The sequence below is a fragment of the Undibacterium sp. 5I2 genome (assembly GCF_035019605.1).
Lineage (GTDB): Bacteria > Pseudomonadota > Gammaproteobacteria > Burkholderiales > Burkholderiaceae_D > Undibacterium.
Map to the genome: position 1 here is coordinate 1 of NZ_JASJVS010000083.1, position 13770 is coordinate 13770.

Below are 13770 nucleotides of genomic sequence, written 5' to 3' on the forward strand. Positions count from 1 at the left end.
GGTTAGCTGGTACGCTGAACGGCGCTTGCGCGCCACTGGGTTCCCGCCTACGCGGGAATGACGAGACGTGGGGTGTGCGTGAATGACGGGTGTCGACGATGACATTGCCGTTCTCGTCATGACGTCATTCCCGCGCAGGCGGGAACCCAGTGGCACGACAGTGCCTTCACAGCTTAGGCGCGGCAACATCGCCGGGCTTGGTTAGCTGGTACGCTGAACGGCGCTTGCGCGCCACTGGGTTCCCGCCTACGCGGGAATGACGAGACGTGGGGTGTGCGTGAATGACGGGTGTCGACGATGACATTGCCGTTCTCGTCATGACCTCATTCCCGCGCAGGCGGGAAACCAGTGGCACGACAGTGCCTTCACAGCTTAGGCGTTGCAACATCGCCGGGCTTGTTGATCTGGGCCGCTGAACGGCGCTTACGCGCCGCTGGATTCCCGCCTACGCGGGAATGACGAGACGTGGGGTGTGCGTGAATGACGAGACGTGGGGTGTGCGTGAATGACGAGACGTGAGGTGTACGGGAATGACGAGACCTGAGCTGTACGGGAATGACATGATGAAGGGCTTCTCGCACGCAGCACAACAAACCGTGCTGTTTTTTTCTTTTTACTGATCACCTGCGCATGAGTGCTGTCACAAAAAATATTTTGTATCTGGTATTGGTTCAAGCAATTATTTATCTCGCGCCGCTGACCACCTTGCCTTACCTGACGCGCACGCTCGATATCGCTGCCTTTGCCGCGCTCGGTTTTGCGCAGGCGCTGATACAGTATTTTATTCTGGTAACCGATTACGGCTTCGGCATCACGGCCACTCGCCTGATCGCTATTAGCGATGGAAAAAAATCTTCAGTCTCGGCCATCGTTGCCAATACCATCGCCGTTAAACTCTTGCTGGCACTGTGCTCGGCCTTGCTGTGCCTGGCGCTGGTGGGGACATTTGCACCGATACGTGAAAATGCCGCGCTGTTGGCGATGTGCTTCATCGGCGTAATCGGCAATGCCTTGTTTCCCACTTGGTTGTTTCAAGGTTTAGAAAAAATGCGCGTGCTCGCGCTCATCACCAGTACTTCGCGGCTGTTGCCCTTACCCTTGGTGTTTGTTTTTGTGAACAGCCATGATGATGTGTTGTTGGCGGCTTTGCTGCAGAATATATCGGGCCTGCTGGCGGCGCTGTTTTCTTTCGCGTACCTGCTGCAAACCCGTATGCTGGTATCGGCGTCTATCAGTCGGCATAGCATCGTCAGTATGCTCAAAGAAGGTTGGCCAGTGTTTTTATCGAATATCTCGACCAGCTTTTACACCACCCTGAATTTAATTTTATTAAAATTTTTCGGTTTGCCCGAGCAAGTCGCATTTTTTGCGGCCACCGATAGAATCCGCGTGGCTGCACAAGGTTTCATTCAACCGGTGGCGGCCGCCTTGTTTCCGCGCGTTGCTGCGCTAAGCCAGCAGCCGGGCAGTGCGGCCGAATGCAGCATACTGCTGCGGCGCGGTGCTTGGTTCATGATGGGCATACAACTGTGCGGCGGTGCGGTGATGTTTTTTGGGGCCGATTACATTGCCTTGCATTATCTGGGTGAGGCCTTCGCGCCGGCCTCTTGGTATTTGAAGGCCTTGGCGTTTCTGCCCTCTATCATTGCGGTAGCGGCGATGTTATCGCAATGGCGCTTTTTGGCTTTGGGACAAAGCCGCAGCATGAGTAAGATTTATCTGTGCGCCGGGCCGCTGCATGCGCTGTATGGTGGCTGGCTGACTTATCATTATCAATCGGGTGGCTTGATCGCCAGTTTGTATTTCACTGAAATGATGATCACCTTGACCATGGTGTTGCTGTTGAAGCAGAAGAAAATTTCTTTGTGGTAAGTGACAAGTGCGTGAGTGATTTTGTTACTGTCTGAGCGGTAATGGCCGAAATTTAGTCATGATAAAGAGTTTCAGGTTGATCTCGGTGTTATGTCGTTTTAAAAATTGTTGACATATTTTTGTAACTACCTATAGTTACGATATGATGAAGCGCGAAAAACTCATCGCTAAAGAGGCTGTCGCAAAAGCCTGATGGACGTTTTTTACACCTGAAACACCGCATACCTCGTCATTCCCGCATGCTTTTGGCGGGAACCCAGCGTCGTTTTTTACACTGAAAATGCCACAATTTCTGGCATTTTCAGTTAACCACGAACGCCGCTGGGTTCCTGCCAAAAGCGCGCAGGAATGATGTGGCCACCAGTTAGGGTAATGATACCGACTCAATACCCTTTTGCGACAGCCTCTAAAGCCTTGAATAATCCAAGCGGATTGTCGTTTCAAGACTTTCAACAGCTATTGCGCGGCGCAAGCTGGACATTCGACCACCAGCGCGGCAGTCATCAAATCTGGTATTCACCGACCGGGCATCGCTTATCCATTCAGGAGGGCCGTGATGGCAAGGCCAAGGGCTATCAAGTCGAACAATTCATTACACAGTTTGAGAGGGAAGGCGAAAATGGCCACGACTGACCGATTTGATGGTTTTACCGTCACGATGTATCAGGATGACGAAGGTGATTATCTGGCGCATTTTGTCGAATTGCCGAGCGTATCTGCTTTCGCTCTCACGCCGGAGGCGGCACTGAATGAATTGGCCGAAGCATGGGCCGGTGTGCGCGAGAGCTACGAGAACCGCGACGAAATCGTTCCGGTCGCGCCAGCCCGCCGCGAGTATAGCGGCAACTTTAATGTGCGGATCGACAAACGCGTTCACCGCGCGCTCGCCATGGAAGCTGCGCAGGCCGGTGTGTCATTGAATTCGCTTGTTGCACAACGTCTCGCTAAGCCCGCATAAACCGTGCCGTAGAACGCGATTGTCTCCACGCTGACTTACGCATACTCATCATCGTGGACTTTGCTCAGCGCCTGAAGCCGGGCGCGGCGCGGAGCGTTTGATCAAAAACGGTCCGCGCCGAGCATGGTCAAGCTTGCGTGGCGACGACGTTACCGGTCTTGCTGGCACCTTGCAGGTTCGAACTCAGATTTTGCAAAAAGCTGCTCAAACTGGCCGTGCTGCCCGATTGGCCTTCGGCTGTCAGTAAATTTGAAAAACTGCTTTTGAGTGCGGCGATCGCGCTGCTGTCGGAGCTGTCGGTGCTGCTGCTGCCGGTACTCGTGCTGCTGGTACTGGTGGCGCTGCTGCTTGAGGCACTCAATTGTTGTATCAAGCTTTGCAAACCGCTTTCAAGCTTGCTGACATCACCACCACCGCCATGATGATGGTGGCCGCTGCTGGCGCTGACGGCACTGGTGCTGGTGCTACTGTCGCTGCTGGTGCTGCTGCTGCCGGTTTGGTTGCCCGATTGCGCCTGCAAGGCGGCAAACAGGCTTTGCGCAAAGGCGGCCAAGGCTTGTTGCGGATCGGTGGCGCTGGTGCTGTCAGTGCTACTGGTGTCGCTGACTGCCGTGCTGCTCGCTGTTGTGCCGGTGGTGCTAGCGCTGGTGCCTGAGCTGGCGCTGCTAGCGCTGCTGCTGGCCAACTGCGACAAGGCTTGCATCAGCGCCGCGGCAAACTGGCCACCGGCGCGTTTCACGCCGCCGCTGCCGCCATCACCATCGCCATCACCGCCGCCGAAGCTGGTGCTGCTCACGCCCGAAGTGGCAGAGGTGGCTTGGGTTTGAAAGATGGACAGGTTATTGTTGCTGAGTGAAGAAATGGACATGAGTTTTTTCCTTTCGTAGTGGTTTTCATAGCTGCGTCGCCTGGTCTGTACGAGGCAGGCTATAGGTATAACGTGCTTAACGGAAATTCAAAGCCAAGAATAGCGGGTGTTGAACCTGAGAAATGTATGTATCTGTAACGATGCGCGAAAAAGCGCGATACTTCGATACATTTCTACGAAGTTTGCTACAAAAGCGTAAATTTGCTGCATGGTGGTGCGGTTTTGGGCAGGAATTTTCAGGCTGTATCAGACAAGTGACGTCAACCGAGGGCCAGCGCTGACATAGGGGCAGATGCATCGCACGGGCAGCGGCGCGGACTTTGCATAAAAGCCGATTGCCAAATAAAATGTGCTCAACTATGCTTGTCTTCGGTGCTCAACACATCTCACAGCGGCACGATCCGCGCCCGACAGTCGTGGTTTTTACTTCCGCCAAGAGGCCATCATGCCTGTCCCCACCCCCAGCGCGCACACCAATGCGTCCGCACCATCTCACTCCTTATACCGGCTTTACGCTTTACAAACCCGTTTGGAAACGCTGCGCGGTGTGGCGCAGGCTGATTTGCAGGCGTTTGGTTTTGATCAATTGCTCGATGACTATGCGGCGATTTGCAGCGGCTTCGATGCGCTGCACGGTATCAACCGCGCCATACAAGAAAGCGGCGCGGCCTTGGCGGCGCTGCTGGCGTTGTTGGAGCAGCTTGAGCCGCAGCGGCTTGCGCCGGGTGGGATTTGTGCGCTCATTGCCTTGCTGTTTGAACGGCATACGCGCAGTGCTGCGGAGTTGTCCGGCTTGTTGTGAGTGGCGCTGAGTGGTGAAAAACTTTGGGATGAAAGCTGCGCTTCCTCATGGCGTGCTTGTTCTCGTGGTATGGCGCAATTAAGGGTGGGTCATCTGATATGGCACAACCCAGGCATCAAATTGTTCGGAACTGATCAGCCCCAAAGCAAGCCCTGCGGCACGCAGCGTGCTGCCGTCTTGCAGTGCTTTTTTTGCGATCTTGGCTGCCGCATCGTAGCCTATGTGCCGGTTCAATGCCGTGACTAGCATGAGATTTTTATCCAAATTTGCTTCGATAACTGGCAAGTTTGGCATGATGCCGACGGCACAGTGCTCATTGAAAGCAGCGCAACTATCGGAAATTAATTGAATGCTCTCCAATACATTGTGCAATATCACCGGTTTAAATACGTTCAATTGGAAATTGCCTTGACTGCCAGCGAAGGCGACTGTCGCATCATTCCCAAATACTTGTGCGCACACCATGGTTAATGCCTCGCATTGGGTAGGATTAATTTTGCCTGGCATGATAGACGAGCCCGGTTCGTTCTCCGGGATCAGGATTTCTCCAATGCCGCAACGCGGACCACTTGCCAGCCAACGGACGTCGTTCGCAATTTTCATCAAAGCACCGGCCAGTGTGCGCAAAGTGGAGGAAGTATTGACCATCGCATCGTGTGCGGATAAGGCGAAAAATTTATTCTGCGCGGAGCGGAATGGGTAGGACGTTAATTTGGCAATGTGGTCGGCACAGAGTTCTCCAAAGCGTGGATGCGCGTTGAGTCCGGTTCCTACCGCAGTGCCGCCAATGGCAAGCTGATACAGCCCATCTAGCGATGCGGTGATCAATTCGCTGGCATAGTCAATTTGTGCCACCCAGCTGGAAATTTCTTGGCCAAGTGTGATGGGGGTTGCATCTTGCAGATGGGTACGGCCAGTTTTTACGATTTTGTCAAATTTAACAGCTTTGTCAGCGAAGGTATGACGCAAATTCAGCAAGCTAGGCAGGAGTGTCGTCAATAGCTCTTGCACCACGGTGATGTGCATCGCGGTGGGAAAGGTATCATTTGAAGATTGTCCTCGGTTCACATGGTCGTTCGGATGAATGGGGGTCTTGGAGCCCATCGCGCCACCGAGCATTTCTATTGCGCGGTTGGATATGACTTCGTTGGCGTTCATATTCGATTGCGTACCTGAGCCGGTCTGAAACACCACCAGTGGGAAATGCTGATCAAGCTTTCCGTCAATCACTTCTTGTGCGGCATCGATGATAGCCAGGGCTATTGCCGCATCTAATTCGCCCAGTTCTAAATTGGCTAGCGCGGCAGATTTTTTCAATATTCCCAGTGCTTTGATCACTGCAGGCGGCCACTGGAAACGATCGGTTCCGATGGGAAAATTGTGGATAGAGCGTTGAGTTTGAGCGCCCCAGTATTTATCTGAGGCTACTTCAATCGTGCCCATGGAATCAGATTCGAGACGCGTTGCAGTCATTGTTTTGCTTGCTAATAGCTAAGTTAGTGCTTACCAGTGTACTCCTAAGCGGCGGATGACTGAGATAAAGTATGACAACTTAATGGGTGCTCAGCCATTCTTCGAGGGCTCTGTTGATGCGGGTTTGCCAGCCTGCGCCGCCGGCGCGGAAGGCCGCCAGTACCGTACGATCAATGCGCAGCGTGATTTGCTCTTTGGTGCCGCTGCCGAACGGGCGGCCACGGGGGCGTGTTAACTTCAGTTCGGCCAATTGTTGGTCCGTCCATGGCAGATTGTCTGGGTCTGATAAGGCGGCAGCCGTAGCGAGGGCATCTTCGTCAGCCGTAAGCAAGCTGGGAAGGCGGCCTGATTTAGATTTGATTTGCATAATAGTGAATCTCTCTGTTCGATATCGATTATCCACATCGATTAAGGCCTCGCTCCACTCGAGTTGCGCGGCAGCGCCCAAAGGAATGCCATGTTTTGCTTTGTTGCTGGCATCTTTTAGGGGATCAAAGCTGATTTTCATAGTTAATTGTAGCTACGAATATTGATCAATTCAAGAATTTTCACGACAATCTGGCTTTGTTCTGAAGCATGCGCACCATTGGCCTGGTGAGAAACGAACAAGCCGCATTGCTGCGGCTTGTTGTCAGGTTGGTCAGGTGTCGCGTTTATTCGGCGGCAAACAATTTATCGTAAGCGGCCAGCAAGCTTTGGTGCATGGCGCTGCCTTGCATGTCGCTGCCGAGTTCGACCAGGCCGAAGAAGCGTTCGCTGCCGTCGAGCAGGGCTTCGGCTTGGCGGAAGGTGGTTTCGCCGTACAGCAGAATGAGCGCGCGCAGGTAGTCTTCTTTGTCTTCCAGCTTGAGGATGCTTTCTATGCAGCGGTAGACGACGCGGCGGTCTTTGGAAAGGTCGTTGAAATGGTGTATCCAGTCGCAGCCTTCGAGGATGGCGCTGTGGTCGCCGACTGCCAAGGCCAGCAGGGTTTTGAGTTCACCGATGCGCAGTTGTTTCCATGGCGTGCCGACTGGTATGGCCAGACCGAGAATTTCCCACAACGGCCGTTCGTCGTTGAGGTTCATGGTTTGCAGGTCGGCCAGCAGCTCGCTGCATTCGTCTTTGCTTAAGTCATGCAAACGCACCAAGGCCGGGCGGATTTGATTGCCGACGCTGTTGTTTTCCCATTCCAGATCTTCCACCGGATAAATTTCCGACATGCCTGGTACTAAGATGCGGCAGCTGTAGGCGCCTTGTTCTTCGAAGTCGGCTACGTAGATGTCGCGTTCTTCGGCGTGGATGGCATCGACCAGCCAGGCATAGTCTTCGGCGGTGCTGTTGCTGAAGTTCCAATCGACGAAGTCAAAGTCCGGGGTGTCGCCTAAAAAATCCCAGCTGATGACGCCGCTGGAGTCGACGAAGTGGATTTCGAGATTGGCAACGGCATTGATTTCATCCATGTCGAAGCCGGCTTCAGGAAAGCCTTCGAGGGTGTCGAGGGCGCGGCCTTGCAGCAGTTCGGTGAGGGCGCGTTCAAGTGCGATTTCAAAACGCGGATGGGCACCGAAGCTGGCGAAGATGCCTTGGTCTTTCGGGTGCAGCAGGGTGACGTTCATGACCGGATATTGGCCGCCTAGCGAAGCGTCGCGCACGACGATGCCAAAACCGGCTTGGCGCAGACCGGCGATACCGGCAGCGATGCGGGGAAAGCGCGCGATGACTTGGTCCGGTACTTCAGGCAGGCACATGCCTTCGCTGATGATGCGGTATTTGATGTGGCGTTCAAAAATTTCTGACAGCGCTTGGCTGCGCGCTTCCATCATGGTGTTACCGGCGGCCATGCCATTGCTGACATACAGGTTGCCGATGATGTTGACCGGGATGTAGGCCAGTGCACCGTCGGACAAACGCAGGTAGGGCAGGGTGCAGATGCCGCGCTCGACATTGCCGGAATTCAGGTCAACCAGTACGGCGGCATCGATTTCACCATCGGGGTTGTAGAACTCGTGCAGTTCCGGGTTGAGCATCTCGGCCGGCCAGCTGCCGTCTTCGTTCGGGGCAAACCAGCGTTCTTGCGGGTAGTGGACGAAAGTGCCGGCGGCGCGCGTGGCACCGAGGTAGAAGTGGGTCCAGAAATAGTGGGTGCCGAGGCGTTCGAAAAATTCGCCGAGGGCGCTGGCACGCGCCGCTAATTCTGTACCGCCTTTGCCATTGGCGAATAACATCGGGCATTCTTGGTCTTTCACGTGGACTGACCAGATGCCTTCGATTTCATTGAGCCATGAAGATTCATTCAAAACGAAGCCGCGTTGGGCGAGCTTGCTTTGCATGGTGCGGATGGTGGATTCGAGAGAGGCATCTTTGCCTATGATAAAGCTTTCGGTTTGCATCGTGGCCCCAAAAAAAGTAAAAAGATGGGCGCAATTTACACCAAAGTGGGGGCATTGGCGTTTTTTTTTGAACAGATACAGTGTGAAAAATACGGATATGTTTTTTGTATGTCCTTGTTTTCGTGCTGATTGTGGCTGTCGTAAAAGGGTTTTTCGTTGGTATGAGTTGGCCACTTCGTCATTGCCGCTTAGGAGTAAATAGTCGCCTACTTCGTCATTGCCGCGTAGGCGGCAATCCAGTGGCGCGTGAGCGCCTTTATCTGCGTGCGTGGCAAGCCGGGGCGAGCGGTGCTGTATTGTGCAGCGAAAAAAGAGCGCACTTGATTTAACTGCCTACTTCGAAGGCACTGGCGTGCCACTGGATTCCCGCCTGCGCGGGAACGACGATATGACAAGGCCGATGTTATCGACGGCGTGGCATGGGTTCCCGCCTGCGCGGGAACGACGAAGCGTGGGGTGCTTGTTATGCGTCGTTTTCGTGCCGGCGGCAATCGTCGCCCACTTCGTCATTGCCGTGTGCGCGCCTTTATATGCGTGCGTGGCAAGCTGGGGAAATAATTTTGTCAAGGATATGTCATAAAGTTCGCTGAGTATGCGGTTAGTATAGGCAAATTTTGTGTTGGCGTGGTTGGCTGCTGACGTCGGTGTTTTCTTTTATTTTTTTCAGGTCTTTCGTATGTCAAAACCAAATTACTTACAATTATTCGGCTGCAGTATGTTTTTTTGGGCCGCACTGGCCGGCGCAGAAACCGGTGTGACGGCGAAAACCATTACGCTCGGGCAGTCGGCCGCTTTGTCTGGTCCGGCGCAGGAATTGGGGCAGGGTATGCGCGATGGTGCGCAAGCGTATTTTGATATGGTGAATGCCCAGGGTGGGGTGGCGGGACGACAGATTACGCTGAAAACGCTCGATGATGGTTACGAAGCCGAGCGTGCAGCCAGCAATACCCGAGCCCTGAGCGGTAAGGATGGTGTGTTTGCCTTGTTCGGCTATGTCGGCACGGCGACCTCGAATGCGGCTTTGCCGTTGGTACGTAAGGAAGGGATACCCTTTTTTGCCCCCTATACCGGGGCGCAGTCTTTGCGCGAACCGCTCGATCATTATATTTTTCATGTGCGCGCTTCGTATGCGCAAGAGATGGATCGCATCGTTGAGCATGCGACCACGCTGGCGATGAGCAAGATTGCGGTGTTATATCAAAACGACGCCTATGGCCAGGCCGGTTTGGAAAGTATTCAGCGCGCGCTGGCCAAGCGCAATATTGCTGTGCTTGGGGTGGCGACCGTCGAGCGTAACAGCAGTGAAGTCAAGGCGGCAGTGGCGGCGCTACGGCGCTTGCAGCCGCAGGCGGTGGTGATGGTGTCGGCGTATACCTCGAGTGCAGCCTTTATCAAGGAAATGCATAAGGGTGGGGGGACGATGCCAGTGTTTTGGAATATTTCCTTTGTCGGCAGCGAAGCCTTGGTGCACGAGTTGGGTGCGGATGCACGCGGCATTATGATTTCACAAGTCATGCCGGCACCGTGGGATGATATCAATCCGGTTATCAAGGAATATCATCAATGGTATGTCGGTAAGCATGGGCATACTGCCAGCTATGTCAGTGTCGAGGGCTTCATCGCTGCCAAAGTGTTGGTCGAGGGCTTGCGGCGAACTGGTGCCAATCTCACGCGTGAGGGTTTGATTCGTGCGCTTGAGGGGATGGGCACTTACCATACCGGCGGTTTTGATGTGAAGTTCAGCAGCCAGAGTCATAACGGGTCGGATTTTATCGATCTGACGGTGGTGGGGCGTGATGGGCGTTTCATGCATTGAGGTGTGCTTGTGGCGGTGCGCTTCTCGCGTCATTTTCAGAGCATGTCGCTCAAGCGACTGGAGCGCAGATTTACTGAGGGAAGCTTCACTATCGATTTGACCGCGTTGACCAAAGTATTTTTTTCAGTCTCAGTCAGGGTGTTGAGATCGCCGTCGTTGAAGTAAACCAGAGCTTTGAGGCTCTCACTGGCTTGGAAATTCGGACCAAACAGCAGGCGAGCAGAAGCCAGTCCTCGTGACAGACTCACCCCTGCATTCACCATTGCAGCAATGTCGCGATAATCTTTGGCTTCTGCGCGTTGAAGAATGACTTTGACTTTGGTCGCCATCAGGTCGTCCAGTGAGGCGACTTGGAGTACGCCATCTTGTGTCAGTTCCGGTTCACCCACTCTTCCGAAATCGAGTGCACCAAAAAAGGATACCTTGACGGATTCTTCTTGGCTGCCTGAGACCAGCATAACCCAAGTATTATCTCGGTCTTGGAGGCTGGTAGATTTTGCAGCTAATGGAAACGCTTTAATGATGTCTGCCTTGTCAAGTGACCTGTCTGAAAAAAAATCGAAATCGATTGATTGACGATGGCCCAATCTCAGTGCAATTGCGGTACCGCCATACAGTATGAAACCTGCATCAGGTATATGACGAAGGTGAGGCCAAAGTGCTTGCTGCGCCATAGGCAATATAGCCAAATTGGCGGGTAAATTTTTGGTCATACAAATTTTCTCACAGGGAGGGCTGGTACCTGACCCTGTTCACAAATGCCCAGTCGATAGTGCCAATAAGCCCAAGAGCGCTCGTTGAACTGGCCGGCCTGTGCGTGTAACAACACGTCGCGCAAGACCGTTTGGTCGATTTGCGCGGTGAGTAATTCGACATCGGCGTAGTCGCCGATATTCATTACCTGAGCAATCAGTCGTTCCGGCATCGATGCCGCTTCACTGGCGGACTTCCACCAGATATATTTGCTGGCCAAAGCTTGAAGGGTTTGTTTGTTTAAAGCAGACATATGAAGTCGTATCCACGGCTATGGTGTCTCGAATTGTTCAATCTTAGGTCTTCACAAGGAAAATGACAAGCTGATCAGGGTGCATTGGTCTGCCTGAATGCGCATGGGAAGCTGCGCGCGCAGGCGTCGCGCTGCCGGTGAGACTTGCATTCTTCACAGCAGATACTCTGCTGCTGTGCAAGGCTATCGTTGGCTAGCCCGCTTTTTGCGCTAGACTGGCGGGATTGAATGGAGATTGACATGACATTGAGCATTGAAGATATTAAAACGGCCTTAGCCACCGTGATCGACCCGAATACCGCACAGGATCTGGTCAGCAGCAAATCGGCTAAAAATATTCGCCTCGATGGCAGCGATGTCAGCCTCGACGTCGAGCTCGGTTATCCGGCGCGCAGTCAGTTTGATTTGATACGTAAGAGTGTCATCGCCGCCTTGCGTGCCGTGCCTGGCGTTGGCAATGTGAGTGTGAATGTGAGCTCGAAGATCGTCGCGCATGCGGTGCAGCGCGGGATCAAGTTGATGCCGAATGTGAAAAACATCATTGCCGTGGCTTCTGGCAAGGGTGGGGTCGGTAAGTCGACCACGGCGGCGAATCTGGCGCTGGCGCTGGCGTCTGAAGGTGCGGCTGTGGGTATTCTCGACGCCGATATTTACGGGCCGTCGCAGCCGATGATGATGGGTATTTCGGGGCGGCCGGAAACGGTCGATGGTAAAACCATGGAGCCGCTGGAAAACCACGGCTTGCAGGTGTCGTCGATTGGTTTCATGATCGACCCTGATGAGCCTATGGTGTGGCGCGGCCCTATCGTTACGCAAGCCTTGCAACAATTGCTGGAGCAAACCAATTGGCGCGATCTTGATTATTTGATCGTCGATATGCCACCTGGTACAGGCGATGTGCAATTAACCTTGTCGCAAAAAGTACCGGTGACCGGTGCGGTGATCGTTACCACGCCGCAGGACATCGCCTTGCTCGATGCGCGCAAGGGTTTGAAGATGTTTGAAAAAGTCGGCATTCCTATTCTCGGCATCATTGAAAACATGAGTACGCACATTTGCTCTCACTGCGGTCATGCCGAAGCGATTTTCGGTGAGGGGGGCGGGCAGAAGATGTGTGCCGATTATGGTGTCGATTTCCTTGGCGCTCTGCCGTTGACGATGGCGATCCGTGAACAAGCCGATTCCGGTCGACCTACCGTAGTCGCCGATCCGGACGGACCGATCGCTGTGATGTATAAAGAAATCGCCCGCAAGCTGGCGGTGAAGGTGGCGGAAAAAGCCAAAGACATGACGAGTAAATTCCCTAGTATCACGATTTCGCGTACCTGATGAATGCCGCGCTCAGTTCCGGCAGTGATCGTGATTGGTTGACGCTGGCGTTGGCGCTGGCGCAGCGGGTTGGGATGGATACTGCACCGAACCCCAAGGTGGGTTGTGTGTTGGTACGCGATGGGCAGGTGCTGGGCCAGGGTTTCACGCAGCCGCTTGGGCAGGCGCATGCCGAGGTGCAGGCGCTGCGCGCTGCGGTTGCGGCCGGGCATACGCTGGTCGGGGCGACCGCGTATGTGACGCTGGAGCCGTGCAGTCATTACGGCCGCACGCCGCCGTGTGCGAATGCCTTGATCGAGGCGGGCATCGTGCGTGTGGTGGCAGCGCTACAAGATGCTAATCCGCAGGTGGCGGGGCAAGGGCGAGCGATGTTGCTGGACGCCGGCGTGGCGTTTGATTGGGCCGATCAGCTCGGCTTGGCCGATCTGGCGCTGGCTGCGCGTGAGCTCAATATCGGTTTCTTTTGTCGCATGGAGAGTGGTTTGCCATGGGTGCGCATGAAGGTGGCGGCCAGTGTTGATGGTAAAACCGCGTTACCGAATGGACAAAGCCAGTGGATTACCGGGCCACAGGCACGCCGCGATGGACATTTGTGGCGTGCCCGTGCCGATGTGATTTTGACCGGCAGCGGTACGGTGCTGGCCGATGATCCGCAATTGACGGTGCGTGATGCCGGCGCGGTGTGCCAACCATTAAGGGTGGTGCTCGATTCGGCTTTGCGGGTGCCGCCGACGGCACGCATTTTTGATGAGGGAGCGGTGTTGTTGGTGTGTGCTGCCATTGATGTCGAGCGCAGTGCGGCTTTGCAGGCGCGTGGTGCCGAGATTCTGTGTTTGCCGGCGGCCGACGGGCGCGTCGATTTGTTGGCGCTGATTGCCGAGCTTGGCCGTCGCCAGATCAATGAAGTGCATGTCGAAGCCGGGGCGGTATTGAATGGGGCCTTGATTGCGGCCGATTGCGTGGATGAATTATTGCTGTATTTGGCACCGAAATTATTAGGGGCTGGAGCGGGTTTGTTTCATTTACCCTTGATTGAACATGTCGATGCGGCGCAGCAGTTGGTGTTTCAAGATACTTTGCTGCTTGGTGCCGATGTGCGTTTGCGGGCGCGCTTCAAACCTGGTGTTTGAACGCAGAATGACGGGGTGGGCGTATACGGTAATGACGGGTGGGCGTGAAGCAACTTAATGGATCGTCGCAAGCGACGATGGAAAAGACTCTGGAAGGGGTTTGCATCCCCTCCCATCGGGTCGCTCCTTCGTCGCTCACCGGCC

General features: G+C 54.4%; 13 protein-coding genes. 7 read left to right on the forward strand and 6 right to left on the reverse strand.

What is annotated here, in order from left to right; translation table 11 throughout:
* Positions 1-630: 630 nt before the first annotated feature.
* The 3 genes from QN359_RS18280 (at position 631) to QN359_RS18290 (ending at position 2830) form a co-directional block, all read left to right on the forward strand.
* Positions 631-1872 carry an oligosaccharide flippase family protein gene (locus QN359_RS18280; protein WP_322247582.1) on the forward strand — a complete coding sequence of 414 codons (1242 nt, stop codon included), beginning with the start codon at positions 631-633 and terminating at the stop codon, positions 1870-1872.
* Positions 1873-2244: 372 nt separating this feature from the next.
* Positions 2245-2505, forward strand: coding sequence for a type II toxin-antitoxin system HicA family toxin (locus QN359_RS18285; RefSeq protein ID WP_322247583.1), 261 nt, complete (start codon positions 2245-2247; stop codon positions 2503-2505).
* Positions 2492-2830 carry a toxin-antitoxin system HicB family antitoxin gene (locus QN359_RS18290; RefSeq protein ID WP_322247584.1) on the forward strand — a complete coding sequence of 113 codons (339 nt, stop codon included), beginning with the start codon at positions 2492-2494 and terminating at the stop codon, positions 2828-2830. Before QN359_RS18285 ends, QN359_RS18290 begins: the two co-directional genes overlap by 14 nt.
* A gap of 127 nt (positions 2831-2957) precedes the next feature.
* On the opposite strand, the gene QN359_RS18295 is transcribed toward QN359_RS18290, so the two are convergent.
* Positions 2958-3698 carry a hypothetical protein gene (locus tag QN359_RS18295; protein WP_322247585.1) on the reverse strand — a complete coding sequence of 247 codons (741 nt, stop codon included), beginning with the start codon at positions 3696-3698 and terminating at the stop codon, positions 2958-2960.
* A gap of 445 nt (positions 3699-4143) precedes the next feature.
* Between QN359_RS18295 and QN359_RS18300 the strand changes: the two genes are divergently transcribed.
* The gene (locus tag QN359_RS18300; RefSeq protein ID WP_322247586.1) at positions 4144-4500 is read left to right on the forward strand and encodes a hypothetical protein; all 357 of its coding nucleotides are present in this window, start codon (positions 4144-4146) and stop codon (positions 4498-4500) included.
* Positions 4501-4578: 78 nt separating this feature from the next.
* Here QN359_RS18300 and fumC read toward each other — a convergent pair whose 3' ends face one another.
* The 3 genes from fumC to ycaO all read right to left on the reverse strand — a co-directional run bounded on the left by fumC (position 4579) and on the right by ycaO (position 8345).
* Entirely contained in the window at positions 4579-5973 is a 1395-nt protein-coding gene (gene fumC, locus QN359_RS18305) for a class II fumarate hydratase (protein WP_322247587.1), read from the reverse strand.
* A 79-nt stretch (positions 5974-6052) separates the two neighbouring features.
* Entirely contained in the window at positions 6053-6340 is a 288-nt protein-coding gene (locus QN359_RS18310) for a BrnA antitoxin family protein (protein ID WP_322247588.1), read from the reverse strand.
* 286 nt (positions 6341-6626) lie between these two features.
* Complete coding sequence (ycaO, locus tag QN359_RS18315; protein ID WP_322247589.1) at positions 6627-8345, reverse strand: 30S ribosomal protein S12 methylthiotransferase accessory factor YcaO; 1719 nt, start codon at positions 8343-8345, stop codon at positions 6627-6629.
* 676 nt (positions 8346-9021) lie between these two features.
* Here ycaO and QN359_RS18320 point away from each other — a divergent pair.
* Positions 9022-10161, forward strand: a complete 1140-nt coding sequence (locus QN359_RS18320; protein ID WP_322247590.1) for an ABC transporter substrate-binding protein — start codon at positions 9022-9024, stop codon at positions 10159-10161.
* Between the two features lie 35 nt (positions 10162-10196).
* On the opposite strand, the gene QN359_RS18325 is transcribed toward QN359_RS18320, so the two are convergent.
* Both QN359_RS18325 and QN359_RS18330 read right to left on the reverse strand, forming a co-directional pair.
* Positions 10197-10874, reverse strand: a complete 678-nt coding sequence (locus QN359_RS18325) for a nucleotidyl transferase AbiEii/AbiGii toxin family protein (protein WP_322247591.1) — start codon at positions 10872-10874, stop codon at positions 10197-10199.
* On the reverse strand, positions 10871-11167 hold the full coding sequence (locus QN359_RS18330; RefSeq protein WP_322247592.1) for a hypothetical protein: 297 nt from the start codon (positions 11165-11167) through the stop codon (positions 10871-10873). The genes QN359_RS18325 and QN359_RS18330 overlap by 4 nt, the downstream gene beginning before the upstream one ends.
* 240 nt (positions 11168-11407) lie before the next feature.
* Here QN359_RS18330 and apbC point away from each other — a divergent pair, with 240 nt between their 5' ends.
* Both apbC and ribD read left to right on the forward strand, forming a co-directional pair.
* Positions 11408-12496: an iron-sulfur cluster carrier protein ApbC gene (apbC, locus tag QN359_RS18335; RefSeq protein ID WP_322247593.1), complete on the forward strand. Its 1089-nt coding sequence runs from the start codon at positions 11408-11410 to the stop codon at positions 12494-12496.
* On the forward strand, positions 12496-13626 hold the full coding sequence (gene ribD / locus QN359_RS18340) for a bifunctional diaminohydroxyphosphoribosylaminopyrimidine deaminase/5-amino-6-(5-phosphoribosylamino)uracil reductase RibD (protein ID WP_322247594.1): 1131 nt from the start codon (positions 12496-12498) through the stop codon (positions 13624-13626). Before apbC ends, ribD begins: the two co-directional genes overlap by 1 nt.
* The last annotated feature ends 144 nt before the right edge of the window (positions 13627-13770 follow it).

Bases quoted from the DNA above. Each gene is read 5' to 3' on its own strand.
- QN359_RS18300 (WP_322247586.1), top strand. From the start codon at position 4,144: ATGCCTGTCCCCACCCCCAGCGCGCACACCAATGCGTCCGCACCATCT.
- QN359_RS18310 (WP_322247588.1), bottom strand. From the start codon at position 6,340: ATGCAAATCAAATCTAAATCAGGCCGCCTTCCCAGCTTGCTTACGGCT.
- QN359_RS18330 (WP_322247592.1), bottom strand. From the start codon at position 11,167: ATGTCTGCTTTAAACAAACAAACCCTTCAAGCTTTGGCCAGCAAATAT.
- ycaO (WP_322247589.1), bottom strand. From the start codon at position 8,345: ATGCAAACCGAAAGCTTTATCATAGGCAAAGATGCCTCTCTCGAATCC.
- QN359_RS18290 (WP_322247584.1), top strand. From the start codon at position 2,492: ATGGCCACGACTGACCGATTTGATGGTTTTACCGTCACGATGTATCAG.
- QN359_RS18280 (WP_322247582.1), top strand. From the start codon at position 631: ATGAGTGCTGTCACAAAAAATATTTTGTATCTGGTATTGGTTCAAGCA.
- fumC (WP_322247587.1), bottom strand. From the start codon at position 5,973: ATGACTGCAACGCGTCTCGAATCTGATTCCATGGGCACGATTGAAGTA.
- apbC (WP_322247593.1), top strand. From the start codon at position 11,408: ATGACATTGAGCATTGAAGATATTAAAACGGCCTTAGCCACCGTGATC.
- QN359_RS18285 (WP_322247583.1), top strand. From the start codon at position 2,245: ATGATACCGACTCAATACCCTTTTGCGACAGCCTCTAAAGCCTTGAAT.
- QN359_RS18320 (WP_322247590.1), top strand. From the start codon at position 9,022: ATGTCAAAACCAAATTACTTACAATTATTCGGCTGCAGTATGTTTTTT.
- QN359_RS18325 (WP_322247591.1), bottom strand. From the start codon at position 10,874: ATGACCAAAAATTTACCCGCCAATTTGGCTATATTGCCTATGGCGCAG.
- ribD (WP_322247594.1), top strand. From the start codon at position 12,496: ATGAATGCCGCGCTCAGTTCCGGCAGTGATCGTGATTGGTTGACGCTG.
- QN359_RS18295 (WP_322247585.1), bottom strand. From the start codon at position 3,698: ATGTCCATTTCTTCACTCAGCAACAATAACCTGTCCATCTTTCAAACC.